Here is a 24760-nt window from a genome sequence, read left to right on the forward strand (position 1 = left end):
CGACGGGATGCCCGGCGGTGAGGCCCATGAGGTCCTGTGGAGAAAGGTATTGATGGCAGTGAGCATTGTGGCGAGGGGATTTATCCCCGCTGGGCCGCGAGGCAGTCCCAGACAAAAACACGCGGTTGAGCTGATGCACCGAGGTGCCGCCTTATAGGGCTGCTGCGCAGCGGGGATAAATCCCCTCGCCAAAGGATCTGGTCTTGGCTGAAGTCCCGGAGGTTTTCCCGATTCACCCGGCAAAGCGAACTTGCCGGCTCGTTTTGAATCAGTTCCTTACCAATCCCGTGTGAAGGAGCCTCGCGTTTTGTCTCGATTGAGCACTGCCTTGCTGCTGGTCCTGTCGCTGCTGACGGGCGGTATCGCCCACGCTGCGGCCGCCGCGCCTGCCGCACCGGCGCCCAGTGAGGCCCCCGCCGAACCCGAGCCACTGGTGCAGGGCGGTTTACTGGGCGCCATCAGTTCGAGCATCGACGATGTCCAGGACAAGCTCGACCTCAACCAGAGCCTGATCGATGCCTGGCGCCTGCGGGCGGACCGGGCGGCGGACGAAGTGGACAGGCTGGTGGACCAGACCGCCCGGTCCTCCTGGCGCGTGGCGGGGGATTTCCTGTTGCTTTCCGGCGTCTGGCTGGGTGCCTTTGCGCTGATCTGGGCCGGGGCCCGGCTGCTGCTGCGCCATCTGGGCCATCGTCGTTGGCTGCGCAGCCGGCAACGGATACGGGACCTGCTCGGCTACCTGCTGCCCTACACCGTGCCGGCGCTGGTCTGCCTGCCGCTGACCCTGTATGTCAGCCACTTCCTGCAAGTTTCGGTCGGGCGTGCCCTGGCCCTGTGTTTTGCCTATGCCACTAGCAGCGGGATCTTCTCCACCTCGGTGCTGCTCTGCGTGATCGTGATGTTCAATGCCGGCCACAAACGTCGGGCGGTGTCGATCATTCGCCATTTCATTCCCCGTCCGTTGTTCCTGTTCGGTTTCCTCGCCGCCCTCAGCGATGCACTGACCAGTCCGCAGATCGCCCGGCAACTGGGGGGCAACATCACCGCCAGCGTCGCGGTGTTCACCGGGCTGTTCGCCTCGGTGCTGTTTGGCTGGCTGGTGATCCGCATGCGCCGGCCCGTGGCGCATCTGATTCGCAACCGCCCGCTGGCCCAACGCTTGAAACAGCCGGCCCTGCAGGAGTCGCTGCGGGTTTTTTCCGGGCTGTGGAACTGGCCGATATTGCTGATGGTGCTGGTCTCGGCGGTGAGCCTGATCGGCGTGGGCGAGGATAACCAGAGGGCCCTGCGCTGTGCGTTGTTCACCACTATCCTGCTGATCGCCACGGTATTTCTCAGCACCGTGTTCCAACAGGTGTTCAAGTCTCCCAAGGCCGAAGCCATCCAGCGCAACAGTGCCTACAAGGGCCGGTTGTTGAGCCTGTTGCATGCCTTGCTGCGGATTGTCATGGCGGTGGCGTTCATCGAGATCCTCGGCAGGATCTGGGGGCTTTCGTTGTTCGAATTCGCTTCGCGCAATGCCGTGGGGCGGGCGATCAGCGATTCCTTGAGTCGCATCGGGTTGATCCTGCTGGTGACCTGGCTCATGTGGGTGGTGCTCGATACGGCCATCCAGGAAGCCCTGAAACCACCGCTCAACAAACGTGGGGCGCGCCAGCCCAGTACGCGGGTCAAGACCATCCTGCCGCTGTTGCGCAACGCGGCGAAAATCATCCTGGTGGTGATTTGCGCAATCACCACCATGGCCAACCTGGGTATCAACGTCGCCCCGTTGCTGGCCGGTGCCGGGGTGGTGGGGTTGGCGATCGGTTTCGGTTCGCAGCAATTGGTGCAGGATGTGATCACCGGGCTGTTCATCATCATTGAAGACACGCTGTCCATCGGCGACTGGGTGGTGCTCAGCTCCGGCCACGCCGGCACCGTCGAAGGCCTGACCATCCGCACCCTGCGCCTGCGCGACGGCAAGGGGTTCGTGCACTCGGTACCGTTCGGCCAGATCAAGGCGGTGACCAACCAGTCCCGGCAATTCGCCTTTGCATTTTTCTCGGTGCAGTTCACCTACGACACCGATGTCGACCAGGCCATCGAGCTGATTCGCGAGGCCGGGCGTTCGATCGCTGAAGATCCGTTTCTCAAGTTCAACCTGCAAGGGCCGCTGGATGTGTTCGGCGTGGACAAGATGGACCTCAACGGCGTGGTGCTCACGGCGCAGTTCCGCACGGTCTCCGGCGGGCAGTACGCGGTGAGCCGCGCGTTCAACCATCAATTGAAGAAGCTTGTGGATAACCACCCGGCGGTGCACTTTGCGCAGACTTATCCACAGCAGGTGATGATGCCCAAGCGATTCGTGGAAGAGCCGAAAGAGGGGGAGCAGGTGCCTGATCAATCTCGGTAGTGGGTGAGGTTCGGGCGGGGGGCCGTCCAGACACCCTCAACCTTTCTGAATAAGCTTGTTCCGGACCTCAGCCATCCCTTGAGCATCCAGCTCCATCCAAAGATGCTGCTTGCCGGCGATCTGCGCCGCTACCGGCAGCCCATCCAGATACACCAGCCGATTACTCGCCAGCGCCGGTACTTTCGCCCCTGGCAGCAGGGTGCCGGCCAGGTTCAATGGGTCGACCCCGCACACGGCGATCAGGCTGCCGTCGGTGGGGCGGCGGCGCACTTCGCGCAGCAGCGGGATGGCTTCCGGCAGGGCGAATTGCTCGCCTGCCAGGCCGCTGACGAAGCGCCCGCCGCGAATTTCCCCGCGGGCTTCCAGGCGATGGAACGTGGGCAGCAGCTCGCGCCAGCTCGGCAGCCAGTCGGCTTCGCGCTCCAGCATGCGCCAGAACACCACCCCGTAGCGGCGCAACAGGGTCATGGCGATGTGTTCCAGCGTCTCGGGCGGGGTCGATGCGGGGCGATTGCCTTCTTCGGGGGCGGGTTGGCTGCGGCGGAGCAGGGCCCAGCGGCCGGCGTCGTCCATGCCGCCGACAAACGCCCCGCGCCCACGCCGACTGCTGCGGGCCTGGCGTTTGCTGGCAGGGGTGATCAACGCCCGTAACCCGGCGAAACTGTCGGCGTTCACCAGTCCGGCGCCCACCAGCTCCTGCAAGGCGATCTCCAGTTCACTGCGCAACAGATGCGCTTCGTGCAGCAGTTCGTCGAAGAACAGGGCGCCGTGCTCGCTGAGGGCCCGATGGACCTTTTGCGTCTTCAGGGACAGTTCGCCGGGGGGCGTTTGCTCGGCCAGGCCACTCCACAGGGCGACCCGGTTGCGCGGCAGCAATACGATCGGCGTGCTGCGCAGGGCGCCGGCCGATGGTTTCTGCCGGGCATTGAGGCGCGTCCACACCAGTTTGCCGCTGCGACACAGTTCGTCGAGCCAGGTGGGCGAATAGTCCTTGATCCGCGCCGGCAGCAGCTCACCGTCCCAGGCCGAGGCGGCGGCCGGGTAGCCTTCGAACTGACCAACGATCGACGGCAGGACGGCCGCGCCCCGGCCCTGGGTGGCGGGCGACAGGTGTTGCCAGTCGAACAAAAAGCGCATGAAGTCCTTAAGCGACACCGGTTCGATTTCCCGGCGCAGACGCTTGACGGTATAGCGATGGATGCGCGCCAGCAGGTGTCGCTCGCACCATTGCTCCTGCCCGCCACCCGGTGTGAACCGCCCCCGCAGCACGTAGCCTTGCTGTTCGAGTTGCGCCAAGGCCTGGGTGACCTGTGGCGTCGACAAGCCCAACGGGTAAGCGATGGCCATGAGGGGCTGCGGACCGAAGGCGCTGAGGCGAGCGCGGAGCAGTTCCACTACGGCCTCGTCGGGATCCCAGGCTTCGTCGAAACCGGCCAGGGGAGTCAATGGCGGTTGCCATGAAGCCTGTGGATAAATCGCCTGCAGGCAGGTCAACCGTTCCAGGGGCAGCCACAGGCCGCGTTCGGTGCTGATCTGAATGTGACAGGCGCGACCGCTGTCGGCCAACGTCCGCAACCAACCCGGCCATGAGGCATGGGCGGTGGCTTCGTGGTCGGCGATACAGGCCAGGCTCATCAGCGTTTCATGCATTTCATCGACAGTGGCCGGTGTCGGCCAGGCTTCGTCCTGGACGGCCTGGATGGCCTCGGCGTCCAGCGCGCCAAGGTCATCGGTGGACTGTGGGTCGCTCCAGCGGCGATTGATCACCGCCTGGGTGCGACGCTCTTCCAGCGGTGCATCGTCGAGGAACGTGTAGGGCCGGGCGCTGAGGATTTCCGCCGCCAGGGGCGAGGGGGCCGGCAGGTCCCGGCTGATCAGGCGGATTTCCCCCGCTTCCATGCGTCGCAACAGTGTCAGCCAGCCTTCGCTGTCCATGGCTTCATGCAGGCAATCGTCGAGCGTCTGTTCCACCAGGGGATGATCGGGGATCTCCCGTTCACCGGCGAGGTTTTCCAGGCAGGCGATCTGGTCGGGAAACACGCTGGCGATCAGGTCTTCGCTTTTCATCCGCTGGATCTGCGGCGCGACCTTGCGCCCGCCGGTGTAGCGCGGCAAGGCCAGGGCCACGCCGGCGTTCCAGCGCCAGCGCACGCCGAACAATGGCGCATCCAGCACGGCCTGGACGAGGACCTGCTCGGCGCTCTGGCTGTTGAGGTAGCGCCAGACCTCGTCCAGCTCGAAGCTATGACTGGTGGACAGCGAAAGCACGATGGCGTCTTCGCTGGCGGCGGCCTGCAGCTCGAAATTGAAGGTGCGGCAGAACCGCTTGCGCAGGGCCAGGCCCCAGGCGCGGTTGATGCGGCTGCCGAAAGGGCTGTGGATGATCAGTTGGGTGCCGCCGGACTCGTCGAAAAAGCGTTCCATCAGCAAGGTGTCCTGGGACGGCAAGGCGCCGAAGGCCAGCCGGGCCGGGGCCAGGTAATCCACCAACTGCTCGGCGCTGGCCTGGTTCAACTGCAGGGTGCCGGTCAGCCAGTCCAGGGCCGGTTGCAGATTGCCCGGCGTCGCGCCCAACAGACGGTCGAGCTGAGCCTGCAGGCGCGCCACCGCCATGGACAGCTCGGCGCTGCGCCCTGGCGCTTCGCCGAGCCAGAACGGAATGGTCGGGGGCTGGCCCTGGGCGTCCTCGACCCGCACGCGGCCGGTCTCGACGCGAATGATGCGGTAGGACGTGTTGCCCAGCTGGAACACGTCGCCGGCGATGCTTTCCACCGCGAAGTCTTCGTTGACGCTGCCGATGTTCAACCCCTGGGGTTCGAGCAGCACGCTGTAGTCGGCGTTGTCCGGGATGGTGCCGCCGCTGGTCACCGCCGTCAGCTTGCTGCCCCGGCGCCCGCGCAGGGTACGGCTGACAGCGTCTCGGTGCAGGTATGCGCTGCGCACGCCCTGGCGGCCGTTGACGCCTTCGGCGAGCATCTGCAGCAATGCCTGGTAGTGCCCTTCGTCCAGGGCGGCGTAGGGCGAAGCGCGACGGAAGGTCTCCAGCAGCGCCTGTTCCTGCCATTCCTGGCAACTGACCTCCGCGACGATCTGCTGGGCCAGCACATCCAGCGGCGCGGTGGGAATGTGCAGGATGTCCAGCTCGCCACGGCGCACGCAATCGAGCAGGGCGGCGCATTCGATAAGGTCGTCGCGGGTGGTGGCGAACAGGCGCCCCTTGGGCGTCCCTCCGACCTGGTGGCCGGAGCGGCCGACCCGCTGCAGGAACGCCGAAATCGAGCGGGGCGAGGCGATCTGGCACACCAGGTCGACATCACCGATGTCGATCCCCAGTTCCAGGGACGCGGTGGCAATCAATACCTGCAGTTCGCCGCGCTTGAGACGCTGCTCGGCGTCGAGGCGGAACTCCTTCGCGAGGCTGCCGTGATGGGCCGCCACCGCGTCCTTGCCCAGGCGTTCGCTCAGATGGCGACTCAGGCGTTCGGCCAGGCGTCGGGTGTTGACGAACACCAGCGTGGTGCGGTGCTCACGGGCCAGGTCGGCGAGGCGGTTGTAGACCAGCTCCCACACGTCGTTGGCCATTACCGCCGAGAGCGGTACCGGAGGCACTTCGATGCCCAGGTCCCGGGGGCGGGCGTGGCCGATGTCGACGATTTCACACGGGCGTCTTGCGCCCACCAGAAAGCGCGACACCGCTTCGATGGGTTTCTGCGTGGCGGACAGGCCGATGCGCACCAGCGGTTCGGCACACAACGCCTGCAGGCGCTCCAGGCTCAAGGCCAGGTGACTGCCGCGCTTGCTCGCCGCGATGGCATGTATCTCGTCGACGATGACCGTACGGGTGCTGGCGAGCATCTGCCGGCCCGAATCGGAGCCCAGCAACACATAGAGCGATTCAGGGGTGGTCACCAGGATGTGCGGCGCGGTCTTGCGCATGGCCGAGCGTTCTTTCTGCGGCGTGTCGCCGGTGCGCACGGCGGTGGTGATGTGCAGGGGCGGCAGGTCCATCCGCCGCAGTTGTTCGGTGATGCCGGCCAGTGGATTCTGCAGGTTGATCCGGATGTCGTTGCTCAGCGCCTTGAGCGGCGAGACGTAGACCACCAGCGTCTGGTCCGGCAGGCCGCCCTGTTCAAGGCCGCGATGCACCAGTTCATCGAGCACCGCGAGGAAGGCGGTCAGGGTCTTGCCCGAGCCGGTGGGCGCGGCCACCAGGGTCGAACGGCGCTGGCCGATCAGCGGCCAGGCCCGGGCCTGGGCGGCCGTGATCGCCGGGAATGTCTGGCTGAACCAGGCGCGGACGGCAGGGTGGAAGCCTGCCATGGCGTGGTCGGCGGCAAGGGGCAGATTCATGTGGCAGTTTATGCGGGCGCAGTGGGGAAGATGCAAGTACTGATACTGCGTCTGTGGCGAGGGGCAGTTATCCCCGCCGGGCTGCAAGACAGCCCCGGACGAATGGAATGGACCTGACCCGCCCGGGTGGCAATCAAAGGGGCCGCTTCGCAGCCCAACGGGGATAAATCCCCTCGCCACAGGCCAGCTACCAACCTTGTAGGATGCGATCCACACTTTACGGATGACGGTTGCGCACTAAACCCGCAAAATGCAAGGATTCCGACGACGCCTGTGGGCGTTGTCGACCAAATTCTTGTGCCAACAGACTGGGCCTGCTGACTTTATGCGAATGCGCCTTATGTTACTGGGCGGCGGAAATGCCCTTGGGCAGGCGCTGATTCGCCTCGGTGCGGAAGAAGACATCGGTTTTCTCGCCCCCCGCCCGCCCGAAGACGGCTGGGATGCCGCGAGCCTGACGCAGCTGCTCGACGACACCCGCCCGGACGCCGTGATCAACCTGGCGTACTACTTCGACTGGTTCCAGGCCGAGGCGGTGAGCGAACAGCGCCTGGCCAGCCAGGAGCGTGCCGTCGAGCGCCTGGCCGAGTTGTGCCAGCATCACAATATCATCTTGCTGCAACCGTCGAGCTATCGCGTCTTCGACGGTTCCCGCGCCACCGCCTACAGCGAAAAGGACGAACCGGTGCCCCTGGGCCTGCGCGGCCAGGCACTGTGGCGGATCGAGCAGAGCGTGCGGGCCACCTGCCCGCAGCATGTGCTGCTGCGTTTCGGCTGGCTGCTGGACGACAGCCCCGACGGCATCCTGGGGCGCTTCCTGGCCCGGGCCGAACACCCCGAGGAATTACTGCTGGCCGACGACCGTCGCGGCAATCCAACGCCGGTCGATGACGCGGCGCGGGTCATCATCTCCGTGCTCAAGCAGCTCGACTGTGCGGCGCCGCTGTGGGGCACCTACCATTACGCCGGACACGAGGCGACCACGCCGCTGGCGCTGGGGCAGGCGATCCTGACCGAAGCCCGCGCCCTGCATCCGCTGGCGATCGAGTCGCCCACGCCCCAGGCCCACGCCGCACGGCCGGACGCCGCGGAAGAACCGCAGCACGCGGTCCTGGCCTGCAAGAAAATTCTGCATACCTTCGGGATCAAGCCCCGCGCCTGGCGCGCGGCCCTCCCGTCTCTCCTGGATAGGTTCTATCGTCATGGCTAAAGGCCCTGTTCTCATTACCGGCGGTGCGGGTTTCATCGGTTCGCACCTGACCGACGCGTTGCTCGCCCAGGGCCATTCGGTGCGAATCCTCGACGATTTGTCTACCGGCAAGCGCAGCAACCTGCCCCTGGACAACCCTGCCGTGGAGCTGATCGAGGGCGATGTCGCCGACGCGGCGCTGGTGGCCCGGGCCATGGCCGGTTGCAGTGCCGTCGCGCACCTGGCCGCCGTGGCCTCGGTGCAGGCTTCGGTGGACGACCCGGTGCGCACCCACCAGAGCAATTTCATTGGCACCCTGAACGTCTGTGAAGCCATGCGCCAGGCCGGCGTCAAGCGGGTGCTGTTCGCTTCCAGCGCGGCGGTCTATGGCAACAACGGCGAAGGCCAGTCCATCGACGAAGACACTCCCAAGGCGCCGCTCACGCCGTATGCCTCGGACAAGCTGGCCAGCGAGTTCTACCTGGATTTCTATCGTCGCCAGCATGACCTGGAGCCGGTGGTGTTCCGCTTCTTCAATATCTACGGCCCGCGCCAGGATCCGTCCTCACCGTATTCCGGTGTGATCAGCATCTTCAGCGAACGGGCGCAGAAAGGCCTGCCGATTACCATCTTCGGCGATGGTGAGCAGACCCGGGACTTTGTCTATGTCGAAGACCTGGTGGACCTGCTGGTGCAGGCCATCGAGAAAACCGAGGTTGAAGTCGGGGCGGTGAACGTGGGCTGGAACCAGGCCACGACCCTCAAGCAGATGCTTCAGGCGCTGGCCGCGGTGGTCGGTGACTTGCCGCCGATCAGCCATGGTCCGGCGCGTCCTGGCGATATCCGGCACTCACGGGCCGACAATCACCGGCTGTTGCAGCGCTTCCGCTTTCCCCCGCAGACACCGATGAGCGTGGGGCTGGCGCGGCTGCTGGGCCGCTGAATGAGAAAAGGCGCCTTTCGAGGCGCCTTTTTTTGTCACGGCATACGCTGTTGTGTGTTTTCAACTTGCCATCGTGCTGCAGGTCAGAACTTGTAGCCCAAGCCCACCATGTAGATCCATGGATCCACGTCGACGTTCACCTTGGCCCGGGTGCCGCCGGCCACGGCGTTGTTGTCGACATAGGCGGTAGTGTCGATGTCGATATAGCGAACCTGACCGTTGATCATGATGTTGTCGGTCAGCATGTAGTCAGCGCCCACCTGCCACGCCATGCCCCAGCTGTTGCTTGCGCGGAAGTTGCTGAAGCCGTTGGCGCTGGCTTCGCTGCCCACGTGTTCGTCGTAGATCCAGGTGTAGTTGATGCCGGCGCCGACATAAGGCTGGAAGGCCGACTTCGCGTCGAGCGGGTAGTAGACCAGGCTCAGGGTCGGAGGCAAGTGCTTCAGGGTACCGAGCTTGTTGTTGGCCGCGCCCAGGGCGGTGCCCTTGATCTTCACATCGTGCTCGAACGGCGACGCCGCCAGCAGCTCGATCCCCAGGTTGTTGGTGATCATGTAGGCGAAGTTCAGGCCCAGTTGAGTGTCGCTGCTCATGGTCGCCTTGCCGCCCAGGTCGGCACCGGCCAGCGGACCACGGTCGACCTTGACGCTGGAACTGTCGGCCTCCGGATTGACGGTGATGGCGCCGGCGCGAACGATGATATCGCCGGCCGTATGGGCCTGGGCGATGGGGGCAGCGAGTGCGAGGGCGACCAGGGAAGCGCTGAGCAAGGACTTGTGCATGGGGGCTCCAGAGAACATTTGAAATTGATGTCCTATGGTACGAAGGCGTCTGCCCCGGTCTTTTGACTCAGCTCAATGAGTCTTGGTCGATTAATTGACTCAGCTCAATGAAGTGATGATGAGCAAGCCTTGACGGCCCCATCGCGAGCAAGCTACCCAACGGACTGCACATCACCAGCCGATTCACTCCGGCAACTCATACACGTAGATCTTCTCGGCCTCCATCTGGTACCCGGCATCGGCCAGTTCACTGGTGGACGGCTTGACCTGCATCGGCCCTTCGACCCAATACGGCTGATACAGCTCATCGAGCTTGACCCCGACTTCGCTTTTCACATGCACGATCTGGTTCGAGGGCGGAGGCGGTACATGGATGCAGGCGCCGAAATACGGCACCAGCAGGAAGTCCGTGGTCCGGCCTTCCTCGCTCACTTCCAGGGGCACGATGTAGCCCGGCAAACGAATCTGCTGGCCATCGAGTTCCTTGACCACCGGCGCATTGGGCATGTCCTGCCTGGCCGCCGGGGCGGATTCGGCGGCCAAGGCATCGCCCATCTGCGACAGGTCGTGCAGCGGGGTCATGTTCGGCACCTCGGGCGGTGCCCCGGCCGGGATCATTTCCGACCAGGCCAGGTCTCTCGGTTCGGCCGCCCACAGGGGCAGGGCGACCATCAGCAGCAGCGCAAGCAGGGCGCGGGGCATGTTCAACGTCCTCATAAACGGATCGACAGGCCATCGGCCAGGGATTGGCGATAGGCGCGCCAGGCCGGCACGGTGCCCATCAGCAGGGCGGCGACCAGGATGCCAGCCATGAGCGTCCATTCATACTCGCTCGGCCAGGCCAGCGGCAGGTACAAGCCGTAGGTCGACTGCACGTAGCCCTGTGCCGCGGCAATGCCGACATAGAGCAAGACCAGCCCCGCGGCCACCCCGGCCAGCGCCAAGGCGAAGGCCTCGAGCACCAGCAGGCTCGCGATGTGCCACGGCCGGGCACCCACCGAGCGCAGGATCGCCATTTCCCGGCGGCGCTCGTTGAGGCTGGTGAGGATCGCCGTGAGCATGCCGATCAGGCCGGTCAGCACCACAAACAGGGATATCACGAACAGGGCCTTTTCCGCCGTGCCCATCAGGCTCCACAGCTCCTGCAACGCCACGCCGGGCAGGATCGCCAGCAGTGGTTCGCCTCGGAACTCATTGACCTCGCGCTGCAGGGCAAAGGTGGAAATCTTGTTGTTGAGGCCGAGCATGAACGCGGTGATCGCCTGGGGCGTGAGGTCCATGTTGCGAGCCTGGTCGGCGCTGATGCGACCGTTGCCCTGGGCCGGCACGCCATTCTTCCAGTCGATATGGATCGCTTCCATGCCGCCGAGGCTGATGTGCAGCGTGCGATCCACCGGAGTGCCGGTGCGCTTGAGGATGCCGACTACGGTGAAGGGCTTGTCGTCATGCTTGACCAGGCTGACTGTCGCCACGCCGTGGGCCAATACCAGTTTGTCGCCGAGCTTGTAGTGCAACGCTTCGGCCACTTCGGCGCCAAGCACCACTTCGAAGGGATCGGTGGCGAACGCCCGGCCATCGGCCAGCGCCAGGTGTTGCTGGCGGCCATACCGGTAATGCTCGAAGTAGGCCTCGGTGGTCCCCATGACCCGGTAGCCGCGATGGGAATCGCCCAGGGACATGGGAATGGCCCATTTGACCTTCGGATTGCTGGCGAAGTGTTCGAAGCTGTCCCAGCGAATGTTATTGGTGGCGTTGCCGATGCGGAATACCGAATACAGCAACAGGTTCACCGAGCCTGAGCGGGCGCCGACGATCAGGTCGGTGCCACTGATGGTGCTGGCGAAACTGGCGCGGGCCTCGGTGCGCACTCGCTCCACCGCCAGCAACAGGCAGACCGACAGGGCGATGGCAAAGGCGGTGAGGAACGCGGTGAAGCGGCGGTTCGCCAGGCTGGCCATGGCTAGACGGAACAGATACATCTCAGACCTCGAGTGGCGTGGCGGCGCGATTGAGATCGGCCAGCGAGAGGTTGCGGTCGAACAGCGGCGCCAGGCTCCGGTCATGGCTGACAAACAACAGGCTCGACCCCGCTTCGCGGCATTCGGCGAACAACAGCCGCAGGAAGTTTTCCCGAGCATCGTGGTCCAGTGCCGAAGTGGGCTCGTCGGCGATCACCAGTTCCGGCTGGCCAATCAGGGCCCGGGCGGCAGCGACCCGTTGCTGCTGGCCGATGGACAATGAGTCGGCGCGGCGCCCGAGCAGGTCCGGATCGGCCAACCCCAGGTGCGTCAGCAGCGTAGCGGCGGCCTGGCCGACACTGCCATGGCGCTGCACGGCACGTTGCGCGCGCAACCGGGAAAAGTGGCAGGGCAGCTCGACGTTTTCCCGCACCGAAAGGAACGGCAGCAGGTTGAATTGCTGGAAGATATAGCCGGTGTGGTCCACCCGAAAGCGATCGCGGCTGGCGGCGCTCAGCGCGCTGAGCTCCTGACCGAGCAGGCGAATGCTGCCCCGGTCCGGTGTCTGTACTGCGCCCAGCAGCCCCAGCAGGGTGGTCTTGCCGCTGCCGCTGGGGCCTTTCAGGAACAGGGTCTCGCCGGCTTCCAGGCGAAATGCCGGAATGTCCAGCAAGGGCGGATGTCCGGGCCAGCTGAAGACCAGGTCGGACAGTTCGATGAGAGCTTGGGTCATATGAAACCGGTCAGATCAAGGTGAACCCTGTGGGAGCGAGCTTGCTCGCGATGGCGGTGTCAGGCTGCATCCGTTCGGATGTGTCGGCCTGATCGCGAGCAAGCTCGCTCCCCATGGGGTTTGCAGTGAATCAGAATTTCAGGCTGGCCGCCTTGGGCGTCAATTCCGCGCCTTGCTGGCCGCTCGGGCCGATCAGTTGTACCTGGATTTTCTGGGTGGCGGGGAAGATCTTGAACAGGGGCGCCACGTCCAGGTGGGTCAGGGCGCCAGGCGCGACACAGGTGAACTGGTAACGGGCGTGGATCTCGCTGTGTTCGTGGTGCTCGTCGCCATCGTCGTCTTCGTCATGGCCTGCATGCTCCGGCTCGTCGCCGAACAGCGGGCTTTCCAGCTCCTGCTGGGCCAGGGAGCATTTGGCATCGGCCAGGTTGAACAAGGCCTGGGGCTTTTCCAGCTGGGCCCGGACGGCGGCGACCTTTTTCTTGTCGGCGTCGCTGGTGGCGGCATGTTCGAAGCCCACCAGGTTCATGGCCGGGCTGTCCAGGTCCAGTTCCAGGGTCTGGCCGTCCAGCACGGCGCTCAAGCGGCCGACCCCGTGTTCGTGGGCGCCGAGGCTGCCATGTTCATGGTCATGGTCGTGATCATGCTCGGCGGCCGCATGGGCGACAGCCAAAGGCAGCAGGGCAAACGGCAGGGCGAGAAGCAGACGGCGCATGACGAGTCTCCGGACAGGTGAATATGTGTTATGTAATCTTATAACGAAAGTGCGGAGAGTTTGACCGGCTGCTTGGCGTCGCGCAAGGCCCATGGGAGCATGGCAACATTAAATCTTCAGGAGCACGGTGATGTTGCGCATACGCGGAACCGTCGGCGATTGGCCGGTGGACTTGTCGATCGAAATGGATGAGGGCGACTGGGCGCAGCTCGGCGCGCAGTTGCAAGTGGCCAAGTCCGAAGGCACGGCGGCACCGGCGACCAAACCGACGAACCAGGACGATGCCCAATGGCAGATCGCCAGGGAACTGCTGCGCAAGGCTGGGCAACTGAGCGGCCCGGACCTGCTGGAACAGCTCGAAGGCCTGACCGGCAGCGCGTCGGCGGGCAAGCGTCTGCTGGTGCGGTTGCGCCATTGCGCCGAGGTGAAAGTATCGAGCGGCGGCGATACGCCGCTCTATAGCTGGGTCGCAGAGTAGGTTTCAAGCTACAGGCTAAAACCGTCTTGACGCTTGTAGCGTGAAGCTTGCAACTGCCTCTTCAATACAACGCTGCGAACAGCTTGCGACGATAGGTCGTCACCAGCGGATGGTCGTTGCCCAGCAGTTCGAACACCTGCAGCAGCGTCTTGTGAGGCAAGCCTTCGCTGTAGGCGCGGTTGCGGGTGAACAGCTTGAGCAGCGCATCGAGGGCCGGTTCGTACTGCTGGCGGGCCAGTTGCTGGACAGCCAGTTGATACACCGCTTCATCGTCCTGCGGGTCCTTGGCCAGGCGTGCCTTGAGGTCGGCGGCATCCGGCAGGTTCCGGGCCAGGGCGAGAAACTGGATCTGCGCCTTGGCCCCGGCAAGGGCGGCCTTGTGCTCATCGCTTTTCACCGCGTCGAGCACGGTTTGCGCTTCGCCCAGTTCACCGCGTTCGGTCAGGCAACGGGCGTACAGGATCAGCGCCTTGGCGTTGGTGTTGTCTTCACCCAGCAGCGTCTTGAGCAGGGCTTCAGCGTCGGCATAGCGCCCCTCGTCGAACAGTGCCTGGGCTTGCTCGAACGGGTCGGCGGCGGCTGGCGGCGGCATCTGTACGTGGGGTTCGAGCATCGCCCGCACCGCCGATTCGGGCTGGGCCCCGGCGAAACCATCGACGGGCTGGCCATCCTTGAACAGCACCACCGTGGGCAGGCTGCGGATACCGAAGCGGGCGACGATGTCCTGTTCGATATCGCAGTTCACCTTGGCCAGCAGCAGTTCGCCCCGATAACTCTCGGCGATCCCTTGCAGCATCGGCATCAGCGCCTTGCACGGGGCGCACCACTCGGCCCAGAAATCGACCAGCACGGGCTTGTGGAAAGAGTTCGCGATCACCGACTGGTCGAAATCGGCGGTGGTGGCGTCGAAGATGTAGGGCGTGTCCTGGGTCATGGGAATCTCATAGAACGCTTGAATGGAGCAACTATACGGCTTGGTGGGGGTGGCTGAAAGCGGGGTGTCGGTAAGAGGCGTGTTGATGGGCAGGGCCCCATCGTGAGCAAGCCCGCTCCCACGGGGCTCCCATGAGCACTGGATCCCTTGTGGAAGCGAGCTTGCTCGCGAGGCTTCTAGAACTGGCGCTGCGCGTGGTACAGGCTCACATGCCGAAACTCTTCTGGCTCGGCCAGGTCCGGCAAGGTCATGGCCTCGAGCAGTTCGATACGCCGGTACAGCGGATGCCGGAAGTCCCGTACCCGGGAGTCGGCCACCAGGGCCTCGCGGCCGCGGCTGAGGAAGTGATCGAGCAGTGGCAGGTTGGCCCGGTCGTAGAGCACATCGGCCACCAGCACCAGGTCGAAGCGATCGGCCTCGGCGAAAAAGTCCGTCGAATACCCCAGCTCCACGCCATTGAGCGCCGCATTGGCCCGGCACGCGGCAATCGCCAGCGGATCGAGGTCGCACGCCACCACTTCCAGCGCCCCGGCCTTGACCGCCGCGATGCCCGCCACGCCGGAGCCGGCGCCGAAGTCCAGTACCCGCTTGCCTTCCACCCAGTGCGGCCGCTCAGCCAGATAGCGGGCCATCGCCAGGCCGCTGGCCCAGCAGAAGCTCCAGTACGGCGGTTCGTGAAGGATGCGCCGGGTTTCTTCCGGGCTGAAGGCCCGGTCCATGTTGTCGCCGTCGATCAGCCACAGCCCCAGGTCCGTACCGGGCAGCGGGCAGGCCGTCAGCCGCGCGTCGCCCAGCAGTTCGCCCAGGGCCTGTTGCAGGGTCTGCGGTGCCTGCATGCCTTGGCGGATCACGGCGCCTTGACGAATTGCAGCGAGCCCAGGGCCTGGGTGGTCGGTTGCGTGATCCGCTGTTCCGGCAGGTGCAGGATCAACTGGCCCGACTGGGTGGCGCGTCCGCGCAACTCCACCCGTGCGCCGACCGGGAAGGCCTGTGGGTTGAAGCGCAGGCGGAAGGGCAGGGTCTGGTTGGTACCGATCAGGCTCGAACTGGCGAGCAGTTGCTGGGGACGATCCTTGTCGTCGATCACCAGCAGTGCCAACTCCACTTCGGCCCCGGCCGGTACACCGTCGAGGGTACCGCTCAGCTCTCGTTGGTGGGCGGGCAACGGCCCCAGCTCCGCGGCTTGCCGGGCTTTCTCCTGGGCCTGTTTCGGCGCCGGAGCCGGTGCTGGCGCAGCGGGTTTCGGGGCGTCGCTGCTGCACGCCACCAGCAGGCTGAAAAGACTGAGCAGAACGAGCGATCGTAGCGGCATGTGTGGCTCCAGCAAGGTGAATTCCATGGATCAGGCGATAAGCCCGTCTGTATACCGTAAACCCTATGGCTTGTCTTGCCAGTGGGATGCGCTACCATGGCCCTCCCTTTTTTTGTTGCCTGCCACCATGCACTGTCCCTTCTGCGGTGCCAACGACACCAAGGTCATCGACTCGCGACTGGTCGCCGAGGGCGAACAGGTGCGCCGCCGGCGCGAATGCCTGGCCTGCGGCGAACGCTTCACCACGTTCGAGACCGCTGAACTGGTGTTGCCGCGCCTGATCAAGACCGACGGCAGTCGCCAGCCGTTCGACGAAGAAAAACTGCGCGCCGGTATGCAGCGCGCCCTGGAAAAACGACCGGTGAGCGTCGAGCGCCTGGAAGCGGCGCTGGTGCACATCAAGCACAAGCTGCGGGCCACCGGCGAGCGGGAAGTCAAATCCCTGGTGGTCGGTGAGCTGGTGATGGCCGAGCTGCAGAAGCTCGACGAAGTCGCCTATATTCGCTTCGCCTCGGTGTATCGGCGCTTCCAGGACCTGAACGAGTTCCGCGAGGAAATCGACCGCCTGGCCCGCGAACCGGTGAAAGAATGACCGTTACGGCGCAACAGGCCATCCTCGATGCCCAGTACATGGCCCGTGCCCTGGAGCTGGCGCGGCGTGGTCACTACACCACCCATCCCAATCCGCGGGTCGGTTGCGTGATCGTGCGTGACGGACAGATTGTCGGGGAAGGCTGGCATGTCCGCGCCGGGGAGCCCCACGCCGAAGTCCATGCCCTGCGCGCCGCCGGTGAACTGGCCCGGGGCGCCACGGCCTACGTGACCCTGGAACCTTGCAGCCACCATGGGCGTACGCCGCCCTGTGCCGATGCGCTGGTCAATGCCGGTGTCGCCAGGGTCGTGGCGGCGATGCAGGACCCGAACCCGGAAGTCGCCGGTCGCGGCCTGCAGCGGCTGGCCCAGGCCGGCATCGCCACCCAAAGCGGCGTGCTGGAGGGCGAGGCGCGCAAGCTCAACGAAGGTTTCCTCAAGCGCATGGAACACGGCCTGCCCTTCGTGCGGGTCAAGCTCGCCATGAGCCTCGATGGCCGCACCGCCATGCAAAGCGGCGAAAGCCAATGGATCACCGGTCCCGCCGCGCGTTCGGCGGTACAGCGCCTGCGCGCCCAGGCCAGCGTGGTCTTGACCGGTGCCGACACGGTGCTGGTGGACAATGCCCGGCTGACCGTGCGCGCCGACGAACTGGGGCTGGATGCGCAGCAGACGGCGCTGGTCATGAGCCGTCCGCCGCTGCGGGTGCTGGTGGACGGGCGCCTGCGGGTGCCGCTGGACGCGCCTTTCTTCAAGGCCGGTCCGGCGCTGGTCGCCACCTGCATGGCGGTTGAAGAACAGTATGCCAATGGCCCTGAGTGCATAATCGTGGCGGGGGATGACGGCCAGGTCGATCTGCATCGCCTGCTCAAGGCACTGGCGGCCCGTGGCGTCAATGAAGTGCTGGTGGAGGCCGGTCCGCGCCTGGCGGGGGCATTTGCCCGGCAAGGGTTGGTGGACGAATTCCAGATTTTCATCGCCGGCAAGTTCCTGGGCTCTTCGGCGCGACCGTTGCTGGACTGGCCGCTGGCGCAGATGAAGGACGCTGCGGAACTGAAAATCACCGAAATCCGTGCCGTGGGCGATGACTGGCGAGTCATCGCCATTCCCGTTCCGCTGGCCAGCGTATAATTGCCGGCCTTCGCTCAAGCGGCGGCCTGTTCTCGAGGAGGACTCCATGTTTACCGGCATCATCGAATCCATCGGCAGCATCCGCGCACTCACCCCCAAGGGCGGTGATGTGCGGGTCTACGTCGAAACCGGCAAGCTCGACCTGAGCGACGTCAAGCTGGGCGACAGCATCGCCGTGAACGGCGTGTGCCTGACGGCCGTCGAACTGCCGGGCAACGGTTTCATGGCCGATGTCAGTCGCGAGACGCTCGACTGCACCGCCATGAACGACCTCAAGAGCGGCAGCCCGGTCAACCTGGAAAAGGCCCTGACTCCCACCACGCGACTGGGCGGGCATCTGGTCAGCGGTCATGTGGATGGCGTCGGCGAAGTGGTTTCCCGCACCGATAACGCCCGGGCGGTGGAGTTTCGCATCCGCGCCCCGAAAGAACTGGCCAAGTACATTGCCCATAAAGGCTCGATCACCGTCGACGGCACCAGCCTGACGGTCAACGCGGTGGATGGCGCCGAGTTCCTGCTGACGATCATTCCCCATACCTTGAGCGAAACCATCATGGCCTCGTATCGGCCGGGGCGCCGGGTCAACCTGGAAGTCGACCTGCTGGCCCGTTACCTGGAGCGCCTGCTGCTGGGGGACAAGGCCGCGGAGTCGGGCTCCTCGCAAAAGCCTGGCAACATCACTGAAAGTTTTCTGGCCGCCAACGGCTACCTCAAATCCTGACCCAAGGGGGTGCCGCGTGGCGCTCAATAGCATCGAAGAACTGGTTGAAGACATCCGCCAAGGCAAGATGGTCATCCTCATGGATGACGAAGACCGCGAGAACGAAGGCGACCTGATCATGGCCGCCGAGTGCTGCAAGGCCGAACACATCAACTTCATGGCCAAGCATGCCCGTGGGCTTATCTGCATGCCGATGACCCGCGAGCGCTGCGAACTGCTGAAGCTGCCACTGATGGCGCCGCGCAATGGCTCCGGCTTCGGCACCAAGTTCACCGTCTCCATCGAGGCCGCCGAAGGCGTGACCACCGGCATTTCCGCCGCGGACCGTGCGCGCACCGTGCAGGCCGCCGCCGCAAAGGACGCCAAGGCCGAAGACATCGTCAGCCCCGGTCACATCTTCCCGCTGATGGCCCAGGCCGGCGGCACCCTGGCCCGCGCCGGCCACACCGAAGCGGCTTGCGACCTGGCGCGCATGGCCGGTTTCGAGCCCGCCGGAGTGATCTGCGAAGTGATGAACGACGACGGCACCATGTCCCGTCGCGCGGAACTGGAAGCCTTCGCCGCCGAACACAACATCAAGATCGGCACCATCGCCGACCTGATCCACTACCGGATGATCCACGAACGTACCGTTCAGCGGATCGCCGAGCAGCCGCTGGACAGCGAGCTGGGCCATTTCAACCTGGTGACCTACCGCGACTCGGTGGAGGGTGACGTGCACATGGCGCTGACCCTGGGCACCGTGTGCGCCGAAGAGCCAACCCTGGTCCGGGTGCACAACATGGACCCGCTGCGCGACCTGCTGATGGTCAAGCAGCCTGGCCGCTGGAGCCTGCGCGCCGCCATGGCCGCGGTGGCCGAGGCCGGCAGCGGCGTGGTGCTGCTGCTCGGACATCCCCTCGACGGTGACGTGCTGCTGGCCCACATCCGTGAAACCGCCGATCAGACCGCCGTGAAAAAACCGACCACCTACAGCATCGTCGGTGCCGGTTCGCAGATCCTTCGCGACCTGGGCGTGCGTAAAATGCGCCTGATGAGTGCGCCGATGAAGTTCAATGCGATATCCGGTTTCGATCTGGAAGTTGTAGAATACGTGCCCTCCGAATAAAGGCCCGGAGATTTCAGCATTGTTGTTCAGGCTTGTCGGATTATTGTGGCGAGGGGATTCATCCCCGCTGGACTGCGCAGCAGTCCCAGGAAAAGGGGCCGCTTTGCAGCCCAGCGGGGAAGCCCCTCGCCACAAACGTGACGCAAGCGAGCGGCAATGGCGGGATCTGCGGTGCTGTAATTCGAAGCTAATATCACTGAAAGAGCGCGTATAGAACGCGCTCTGGCTCTTTAAGAGATCTGACGAATGACCCTGAAGACCATCGAAGGTACCTTCATCGCCCCCAAAGGCCGCTACGCTCTGGTAGTGGGCCGTTTCAACAGCTTCGTGGTCGAGAGCCTGGTTGACGGTGCGGTCGATGCCCTGGTTCGCCACGGCGTGAGCGAAAGCGACATCACCATCATCCGTGCCCCTGGCGCCTTCGAAATTCCGCTGGTTGCGCAGAAAGTCGCTCAAAAGGGCGAATTTGCGGCAATCATCGCCCTCGGCGCGGTCATTCGCGGCGGTACTCCGCACTTCGAATACGTGGCCGGCGAGTGCACCAAGGGCCTGGCCCAGGTCTCCATGGAGTTCGGCGTGCCGGTCGCCTTCGGCGTGCTGACCGTTGACTCCATCGAGCAAGCCATCGAGCGTTCCGGCACCAAGGCCGGTAACAAAGGTGCCGAAGCTGCCCTGTCCGCCCTGGAAATGGTCAGCCTGCTGGCGCAGTTGGAGGCCAAGTGATTAGCGACGAAAGCGATCGTTTCAACCCGCGCGATCCCAAGCCGGCCGATGCCGGCAAGCCGTCGAAAAGCGCCAAGCGTCGCGAAGCCCGTCAGCTCGCGACCCAGGCTCTGTATCAATGGCACATGGCCCGGCAATCGTTGAACGAGATCGAAGCTCAGTTTCGGGTCGATAACGATTTCAGCGATGTCGACGGTGCGTATTTCCGCGAGATCCTGCACGGCGTCCCGGCTCACAAGACCGAGATCGACAAGGCCCTGGCCCCTTGCCTGGACCTGACCATCGAAGAGCTGGATCCGGTTGAGCTGGCGGTATTGCGGCTGTCCACCTGGGAACTGATGCACCGCGTCGATGTACCCTATCGTGTGGTGATCAACGAGGGGATCGAGCTGGCGAAGGTCTTCGGTTCCACCGATGGCCACAAATTTGTCAACGGCGTACTCGACAAGCTCGCACCGCGTCTGCGCGAAGCCGAAGTGAAGGCGTTCAAGCGCTGAATGGGTGAGTTTGAGCTGATCCGCAGCTACTTCGCCGCCGCGCCTTGTGCGCAGGGCGGCGAGGGCGTTGCGCTGGGGATCGGCGACGATTGTGCCTTGCTGGCGGTCCCTGCCGGGGAACAGTTGGCCGTTTCCACCGACACCCTCGTGGCCGGTGTGCATTTTCCCGACCCTTGCGATCCCTATCTGCTGGGCCAGCGCTCGCTGGCCGTGGCGGTCAGTGACCTGGCTGCCATGGGGGCGACCCCGCTGGCCTTTACCCTTGCCTTGACCTTGCCGACGGTGACCGCCGATTGGTTGCAGGCCTATGCCCGCGGCTTGAACCAGATGGCCCAGGCCTGCGGTGTCGGGTTGGTGGGCGGGGATACCACCCGAGGGCCGCTGAGCCTGACCATGACCGTGTTCGGCCGCGTGCCGACCGGCCAGGCCCTGACTCGAAGCGGCGCGCGCCCCGGCGACTGGCTGTGTGTCGGTGGTGAACTGGGTAACGCTGCCGGTGCGCTGCCCCTGGTGCTCGGCCAGCGAGCAGCCGAACCGGCGGTCGCCGAGCCATTGCTGGCGCAGTACTGGTCGCCACGGCCCCAGGTCGACCTGGGCCTGGCGTTGCGAGGCCTGGCGAGTGCGGCGATGGACATTTCCGATGGACTGCTGGCCGACTGCGGGCATATCGCATTGGCGTCCGGCGTCGCATTAAAGGTTGAACGGGACCGCCTGCCGTTGTCCAAGGCTTTGCTGGCATTGCTTGGGCGTGCCCAGGCCGAACAGGCCGCGCTGAGTGGTGGGGACGACTATGTGCTGCTCTTCACCCTACCGCCTGTCCGATTGTCGCAATTGCAGGCGCAAGGTTGGCCCGTCCACGTGGTCGGCCGTGTCGAAGCAGGGCAGGGCGTCAGCCTGGTCGACCCGGACGGACGCGACATCACCCCGCAAATCCGGGGTTATCAACATTTTCGGGAGACACCGTGACAGATCATCCCAACCAGGTCCCGGCTGAATTCGTACCCCCGTCGGTCTGGCGCAATCCCTGGCATTTCGTGGCGTTTGGCTTCGGTTCCGGCACGTTGCCCAAGGCCCCGGGCACCTGGGGCTCGCTGGTTGCGCTACCCTTCATACCGTTGTGGCAGATGTTGCCGGACTGGGGCTACTGGCTGGCGCTGGGCATCACCATGCTGTTCGGCTTTTGGTTGTGTGGCAAGGTCGCGGACGACCTGCGGGTGCACGATCATGAAGGTATCGTCTGGGACGAAATGGTCGGCATGTGGATCACCCTGTGGCTGGTGCCGGAGGGCTGGTACTGGTTGTTGACGGGGTTTTTGGTGTTCCGCTTCTTCGATATCCTCAAGCCATGGCCGATTCGCTGGGTCGACCGTCACGTACACGGCGGTGTCGGTATCATGCTTGACGATGTGTTGGCGGGTGTTTTCGCCTGGTTGGCAATGCAGGGGTTGGTGTGGTGTTTCACCTGAGGGATTCAGGCATGGGCGTAAGCCGCGCACTGTTGCTGTTGCTGTGTCTAGGAGCTGGCCTTGGCATCCGGGTGGCCGACTCGGCGCCGCTGCCCGACAAGGTCCGTGCCGTCAGCGAGGAATGGTCCGACTACACCCAGGCTGATGGCAAGGGCATGGCTTGGGACATCCTGCGGGAAGTGTTCGAGCCCGAAGGCGTCCGGTTGGAGATCCGCAGCGTGCCCTACACCCGTTCGATCGGGTTGGTGCAGCGCGGCGAGGCCGACGTGCAGGTCGGCGCGTACCTCGATGAGTCCGAGGGCGTGCTGTACCCGAAGTGGCATTACGATGTCGATCACATCTATGCCCTGGGGTTGGCCTCCAAGCCAACGCCGACCCTGGCGACCATAGGCAATTATCGCCTGGTGTGGATGCGCGGGTACGAATACAACAACTACCTGCCCAATATCCGGCGCTTCAATGAAATCCACCGCTCCGTAGGCATCCTGCCGATGTTGCTGCATGATCGGGCCGACTTCTACATCGACGCCTTGATGGAAATCGAGGATGTACTGTCCAAGGCCGATAACCCCCAGCAGTACAAGCTCTCGCCGCTGATCAACCTGCCGTTGTACCTGGGCTTCGCCAACACCGAAAACGGAAAGGCGTTGAGCGCGCTGTTCGACCGCCGCATGGAGATCCTGGTCAGGAGCGGCCAGTTGAAACCGATTTTCGAGCGTTGGAAACAACCTTATCCTTTCGACGCACACGGCAAGCCGCCGAAACCGTGATCAACCTTTTCGATGGTAATGGCCGATAATTCAGCCTAAGCGTCCATCGGAAGCTGCTGTTACAATGCCCCCCTCTGCGAATCTCCAGTACTAGATCAGGAGCACACCGGTGCCTGTCGTTTTTGTTGCCGCTTCCAAGCTGCCAACGCCCTTTGCGCAATTCACCATGCATGGTTTCCTCGATGAAGCCACCGGTCGCGAACACGTCGTGCTGAGCCTGGGTGATGTTGCCGATGGTGCGCCGGTGCTTGGTCGCCTTCACTCCGAATGCCTGACGGGCGATGCCCTGTTCAGCCAGCGCTGCGACTGCGGTTCGCAACTCGAAGCCGCGCTGCAGGCCATCGCCCGGGAAGGCCGCGGCGTGCTGTTGTACCTGCGCCAGGAAGGGCGCGGCATTGGCCTGTTGAACAAGATCCGCGCCTATGAATTGCAGGATGGTGGCGCCGATACCGTGGAAGCCAACGAGCGCCTCGGGTTCGCCGCCGACCTGCGCGACTACAGCATCTGCCAGCCCATGCTCGAACACCTGGGCATCAAGTCCCTGCGGTTGATGACCAACAACCCGCGCAAGGTCAAGGCGCTGACCGACATGGGCATCGTGGTGGCCGAGCGTGTGCCGCTGCACACCGGCCACAATCCTCACAACAAGCTCTACCTGGCGACCAAGGCCAGCAAGCTCGACCATATGATGGGCAACGAGCACCAGGGCGAGGTCGACCGCGCGTGACGCGGGGTCAGGTCCGCAGGCGGCTGGCCGTCAGTTGGTGGAAATACCTGGCGCTGGCCTTGCTGCCGCTGTTCGTGATCAACGCGGTGTTTGGTCAGGGCGAGGCGATCCTGCCGGTGCTGGCGATGCCGCTGTTCATCGCCGGCGTGGCCTCGATGTTCGTCAGCCTGCGATTCTTCGGCGCGTACAAGCTTGCCCTGATTGCCACGCAGAAGTCTCTCGACACCCCTGAAGAGCCCCAGGCCTGGATCGAGCTGGCGGCCCGCCGCCGTGCCGCTTTCCTGGCCGCCGGCTTGCCGGCCTGGATCGGTGCGCTGGCGGTGTTCGTCGGCCTGGAGGCCGTGCCGTTGATGCTGCTGGCCTTGTCTACTGCGGTGCTGTTCTACCTGTATCGCCTACCGCGCCAACTCGGCTGATGGGCCGCTGGCTGGCGGTCTTGCTGCTGGTCGCCAGCGCCTCGACTGCCGCGGCCCCGCGGGTGGTCAGCCTGGCGCCGTCAATGTCGGAAATCGTCGTTGAGCTGGACTCCGCCGACCTGCTGGTGGGGGTGCTGGATGGCGGTGAGCGTCCGCCCGTGCTGAAGGATCTGCCTTCCGTAGGACGTTACGGGCAGCTGGATATGGAGCGGTTGCTCAGCCTGCGGGCCGATCTGCTCCTGCTCTGGCCCGGCAGCGTCGGCAAGGCGCAACGCGAGCAGCTCAAACGCCTGGCTATCCCGGTCTATGTGGCCGAGCCCCACAACCTCGACCAACTCATCGGTCAGATCGAAGACATTGCCGCGCGGCTCGGCCGTCCCGAACGAGGGCAGCAGCGAGCGGCGCTGTTGCGCGAGCGTCTCGAGGCGTTGCGCCGCCGCTATCGGCGCGCTGAGCCATTGCCGGTGTTCTACCAGGTCTGGGATCGGCCGCTGTACACCGTCGGCGGTGGGCAGGTCATCAGCGATGCCCTGGCGGTTTGCGGGGCGCGTAACGTCTTTGCCGACCTGACCCTGCCGGCGCCGCAGGTCAGCGTGGAATCGGTTTTGCAGCGCGATCCCCAGGTCATCCTGGCCACCGAACAGGCCCAGCTCGACGCGTGGAAAGCCTGGCCGCAGCTGGCGGCGGTGAAGCAGGGGCGCTTGTTGCGGGTCAGTGACAAGGGCCTGGAGCGGCCCAGTGGGCAGATGATCGAGGCGACGGCGGGGTTGTGCGGGTTGATCGCGCCAGACCGTTAGAGCGCGGTGCGCCCTTGGCGAGCA

Annotated in this window: 25 protein-coding genes; 16 read left to right on the plus strand and 9 right to left on the minus strand. The window is 64.6% G+C overall.

The annotated features are described in order from the left end of the window. Window positions 1-307 precede the first annotated feature (307 nt). Window positions 308-2395, plus strand: a complete 2088-nt coding sequence (locus tag BT179_RS18690) for a mechanosensitive ion channel family protein (RefSeq protein WP_072395517.1) — start codon at window positions 308-310, stop codon at window positions 2393-2395. A 36-nt stretch (window positions 2396-2431) separates the two neighbouring features. Here the strand turns inward: BT179_RS18690 and BT179_RS18695 are convergent, their stop codons facing one another. Continuing rightward, window positions 2432-6745, minus strand: coding sequence for a DEAD/DEAH box helicase (locus BT179_RS18695; RefSeq protein ID WP_072431439.1), 4314 nt, complete (start codon window positions 6743-6745; stop codon window positions 2432-2434). A 325-nt stretch (window positions 6746-7070) separates the two neighbouring features. On the opposite strand from BT179_RS18695, the gene BT179_RS18700 reads away from it, so the two are divergent. Both BT179_RS18700 and BT179_RS18705 read left to right on the plus strand, forming a co-directional pair. Beyond that, window positions 7071-7955, plus strand: a complete 885-nt coding sequence (locus tag BT179_RS18700) for a sugar nucleotide-binding protein (RefSeq protein ID WP_072431438.1) — start codon at window positions 7071-7073, stop codon at window positions 7953-7955. Continuing rightward, entirely contained in the window at window positions 7948-8877 is a 930-nt protein-coding gene (locus BT179_RS18705) for an NAD-dependent epimerase/dehydratase family protein (RefSeq protein WP_072395542.1), read from the plus strand. The genes BT179_RS18700 and BT179_RS18705 overlap by 8 nt, the downstream gene beginning before the upstream one ends. Window positions 8878-8960: 83 nt before the next feature. On the opposite strand, the gene BT179_RS18710 is transcribed toward BT179_RS18705, so the two are convergent. From BT179_RS18710 to BT179_RS18730, 5 genes are all read right to left on the minus strand, one after another. Further along, window positions 8961-9659 carry an OmpW/AlkL family protein gene (locus tag BT179_RS18710; RefSeq protein WP_072395544.1) on the minus strand — a complete coding sequence of 233 codons (699 nt, stop codon included), beginning with the start codon at window positions 9657-9659 and terminating at the stop codon, window positions 8961-8963. Window positions 9660-9842: 183 nt separating this feature from the next. Further along, window positions 9843-10361 (minus strand): DUF3299 domain-containing protein, encoded by a 519-nt coding sequence (locus BT179_RS18715; protein WP_072431437.1) that lies wholly within the window; start codon window positions 10359-10361, stop codon window positions 9843-9845. Between the two features lie 11 nt (window positions 10362-10372). Further along, window positions 10373-11638: an ABC transporter permease gene (locus tag BT179_RS18720; protein WP_072395549.1), complete on the minus strand. Its 1266-nt coding sequence runs from the start codon at window positions 11636-11638 to the stop codon at window positions 10373-10375. 1 nt (window position 11639) lies between these two features. Beyond that, on the minus strand, window positions 11640-12350 hold the full coding sequence (locus BT179_RS18725) for an ABC transporter ATP-binding protein (protein WP_072431436.1): 711 nt from the start codon (window positions 12348-12350) through the stop codon (window positions 11640-11642). Between the two features lie 130 nt (window positions 12351-12480). Next, window positions 12481-13065, minus strand: a complete 585-nt coding sequence (locus tag BT179_RS18730; protein WP_072431435.1) for a DUF2796 domain-containing protein — start codon at window positions 13063-13065, stop codon at window positions 12481-12483. Window positions 13066-13195: 130 nt separating this feature from the next. Here BT179_RS18730 and BT179_RS18735 point away from each other — a divergent pair, with 130 nt between their 5' ends. Next, window positions 13196-13543, plus strand: coding sequence for a hypothetical protein (locus BT179_RS18735; RefSeq protein WP_072395555.1), 348 nt, complete (start codon window positions 13196-13198; stop codon window positions 13541-13543). Window positions 13544-13604: 61 nt separating this feature from the next. Here the strand turns inward: BT179_RS18735 and trxA are convergent, their stop codons facing one another. From trxA to BT179_RS18750, 3 genes are all read right to left on the minus strand, one after another. Continuing rightward, entirely contained in the window at window positions 13605-14477 is an 873-nt protein-coding gene (trxA, locus tag BT179_RS18740) for a thioredoxin (protein ID WP_072395557.1), read from the minus strand. A gap of 176 nt (window positions 14478-14653) precedes the next feature. Next, on the minus strand, window positions 14654-15313 hold the full coding sequence (locus tag BT179_RS18745; protein WP_072431449.1) for a class I SAM-dependent methyltransferase: 660 nt from the start codon (window positions 15311-15313) through the stop codon (window positions 14654-14656). Window positions 15314-15324: 11 nt separating this feature from the next. Next, the gene (locus BT179_RS18750; RefSeq protein WP_072395568.1) at window positions 15325-15789 is read right to left on the minus strand and encodes a YbaY family lipoprotein; all 465 of its coding nucleotides are present in this window, start codon (window positions 15787-15789) and stop codon (window positions 15325-15327) included. Between the two features lie 127 nt (window positions 15790-15916). Between BT179_RS18750 and nrdR the strand changes: the two genes are divergently transcribed. From nrdR to BT179_RS18810, 12 genes are all read left to right on the plus strand, one after another. Next, window positions 15917-16381, plus strand: a complete 465-nt coding sequence (gene nrdR, locus BT179_RS18755) for a transcriptional regulator NrdR (RefSeq protein ID WP_013694316.1) — start codon at window positions 15917-15919, stop codon at window positions 16379-16381. Continuing rightward, complete coding sequence (gene ribD, locus BT179_RS18760; RefSeq protein WP_072431434.1) at window positions 16378-17511, plus strand: bifunctional diaminohydroxyphosphoribosylaminopyrimidine deaminase/5-amino-6-(5-phosphoribosylamino)uracil reductase RibD; 1134 nt, start codon at window positions 16378-16380, stop codon at window positions 17509-17511. Before nrdR ends, ribD begins: the two co-directional genes overlap by 4 nt. 46 nt (window positions 17512-17557) lie before the next feature. Next, the gene (locus BT179_RS18765; RefSeq protein WP_072395572.1) at window positions 17558-18232 is read left to right on the plus strand and encodes a riboflavin synthase; all 675 of its coding nucleotides are present in this window, start codon (window positions 17558-17560) and stop codon (window positions 18230-18232) included. A gap of 16 nt (window positions 18233-18248) precedes the next feature. After that, on the plus strand, window positions 18249-19340 hold the full coding sequence (ribBA, locus tag BT179_RS18770; RefSeq protein WP_072395574.1) for a bifunctional 3,4-dihydroxy-2-butanone-4-phosphate synthase/GTP cyclohydrolase II: 1092 nt from the start codon (window positions 18249-18251) through the stop codon (window positions 19338-19340). Window positions 19341-19586: 246 nt separating this feature from the next. After that, entirely contained in the window at window positions 19587-20063 is a 477-nt protein-coding gene (gene ribE, locus BT179_RS18775; protein ID WP_072395576.1) for a 6,7-dimethyl-8-ribityllumazine synthase, read from the plus strand. Continuing rightward, window positions 20060-20560, plus strand: coding sequence for a transcription antitermination factor NusB (gene nusB, locus BT179_RS18780; protein WP_072395578.1), 501 nt, complete (start codon window positions 20060-20062; stop codon window positions 20558-20560). Before ribE ends, nusB begins: the two co-directional genes overlap by 4 nt. Further along, the gene (thiL, locus tag BT179_RS18785; RefSeq protein WP_072395580.1) at window positions 20561-21526 is read left to right on the plus strand and encodes a thiamine-phosphate kinase; all 966 of its coding nucleotides are present in this window, start codon (window positions 20561-20563) and stop codon (window positions 21524-21526) included. Beyond that, window positions 21523-22026, plus strand: coding sequence for a phosphatidylglycerophosphatase A family protein (locus BT179_RS18790; RefSeq protein ID WP_072395583.1), 504 nt, complete (start codon window positions 21523-21525; stop codon window positions 22024-22026). The genes thiL and BT179_RS18790 overlap by 4 nt, the downstream gene beginning before the upstream one ends. Window positions 22027-22037: 11 nt before the next feature. After that, the gene (locus BT179_RS18795) at window positions 22038-22796 is read left to right on the plus strand and encodes a substrate-binding periplasmic protein (protein WP_072431433.1); all 759 of its coding nucleotides are present in this window, start codon (window positions 22038-22040) and stop codon (window positions 22794-22796) included. A 109-nt stretch (window positions 22797-22905) separates the two neighbouring features. Then, entirely contained in the window at window positions 22906-23523 is a 618-nt protein-coding gene (gene ribA, locus BT179_RS18800; protein ID WP_072395587.1) for a GTP cyclohydrolase II, read from the plus strand. Next, entirely contained in the window at window positions 23520-23939 is a 420-nt protein-coding gene (locus BT179_RS18805) for an MFS transporter (RefSeq protein ID WP_072395589.1), read from the plus strand. Before ribA ends, BT179_RS18805 begins: the two co-directional genes overlap by 4 nt. Next, window positions 23939-24736, plus strand: a complete 798-nt coding sequence (locus BT179_RS18810; protein WP_072431432.1) for a helical backbone metal receptor — start codon at window positions 23939-23941, stop codon at window positions 24734-24736. The genes BT179_RS18805 and BT179_RS18810 overlap by 1 nt, the downstream gene beginning before the upstream one ends. Window positions 24737-24760 lie beyond the last annotated feature (24 nt).

It is taken from the genome of Pseudomonas sp. NFACC43 (genome assembly GCF_900119645.1).
Taxonomy (GTDB): Bacteria; Pseudomonadota; Gammaproteobacteria; order Pseudomonadales; family Pseudomonadaceae; genus Aquipseudomonas.

Excerpts from the sequence above, each read along its gene's own strand:
- BT179_RS18695 (WP_072431439.1), bottom strand. The coding sequence starts at position 6,745 with ATGAATCTGCCCCTTGCCGCCGACCACGCCATGGCAGGCTTCCACCCT.
- BT179_RS18700 (WP_072431438.1), top strand. The coding sequence starts at position 7,071 with ATGCGAATGCGCCTTATGTTACTGGGCGGCGGAAATGCCCTTGGGCAG.
- BT179_RS18705 (WP_072395542.1), top strand. The coding sequence starts at position 7,948 with ATGGCTAAAGGCCCTGTTCTCATTACCGGCGGTGCGGGTTTCATCGGT.
- BT179_RS18710 (WP_072395544.1), bottom strand. The coding sequence starts at position 9,659 with ATGCACAAGTCCTTGCTCAGCGCTTCCCTGGTCGCCCTCGCACTCGCT.
- BT179_RS18715 (WP_072431437.1), bottom strand. The coding sequence starts at position 10,361 with ATGCCCCGCGCCCTGCTTGCGCTGCTGCTGATGGTCGCCCTGCCCCTG.
- BT179_RS18720 (WP_072395549.1), bottom strand. The coding sequence starts at position 11,638 with ATGTATCTGTTCCGTCTAGCCATGGCCAGCCTGGCGAACCGCCGCTTC.
- BT179_RS18725 (WP_072431436.1), bottom strand. The coding sequence starts at position 12,350 with ATGACCCAAGCTCTCATCGAACTGTCCGACCTGGTCTTCAGCTGGCCC.
- BT179_RS18730 (WP_072431435.1), bottom strand. The coding sequence starts at position 13,065 with ATGCGCCGTCTGCTTCTCGCCCTGCCGTTTGCCCTGCTGCCTTTGGCT.
- BT179_RS18735 (WP_072395555.1), top strand. The coding sequence starts at position 13,196 with ATGTTGCGCATACGCGGAACCGTCGGCGATTGGCCGGTGGACTTGTCG.
- trxA (WP_072395557.1), bottom strand. The coding sequence starts at position 14,477 with ATGACCCAGGACACGCCCTACATCTTCGACGCCACCACCGCCGATTTC.
- BT179_RS18745 (WP_072431449.1), bottom strand. The coding sequence starts at position 15,313 with ATGCAGGCACCGCAGACCCTGCAACAGGCCCTGGGCGAACTGCTGGGC.
- BT179_RS18750 (WP_072395568.1), bottom strand. The coding sequence starts at position 15,789 with ATGCCGCTACGATCGCTCGTTCTGCTCAGTCTTTTCAGCCTGCTGGTG.
- nrdR (WP_013694316.1), top strand. The coding sequence starts at position 15,917 with ATGCACTGTCCCTTCTGCGGTGCCAACGACACCAAGGTCATCGACTCG.
- ribD (WP_072431434.1), top strand. The coding sequence starts at position 16,378 with ATGACCGTTACGGCGCAACAGGCCATCCTCGATGCCCAGTACATGGCC.
- BT179_RS18765 (WP_072395572.1), top strand. The coding sequence starts at position 17,558 with ATGTTTACCGGCATCATCGAATCCATCGGCAGCATCCGCGCACTCACC.
- ribE (WP_072395576.1), top strand. The coding sequence starts at position 19,587 with ATGACCCTGAAGACCATCGAAGGTACCTTCATCGCCCCCAAAGGCCGC.
- thiL (WP_072395580.1), top strand. The coding sequence starts at position 20,561 with ATGGGTGAGTTTGAGCTGATCCGCAGCTACTTCGCCGCCGCGCCTTGT.
- BT179_RS18795 (WP_072431433.1), top strand. The coding sequence starts at position 22,038 with ATGGGCGTAAGCCGCGCACTGTTGCTGTTGCTGTGTCTAGGAGCTGGC.
- BT179_RS18810 (WP_072431432.1), top strand. The coding sequence starts at position 23,939 with ATGGGCCGCTGGCTGGCGGTCTTGCTGCTGGTCGCCAGCGCCTCGACT.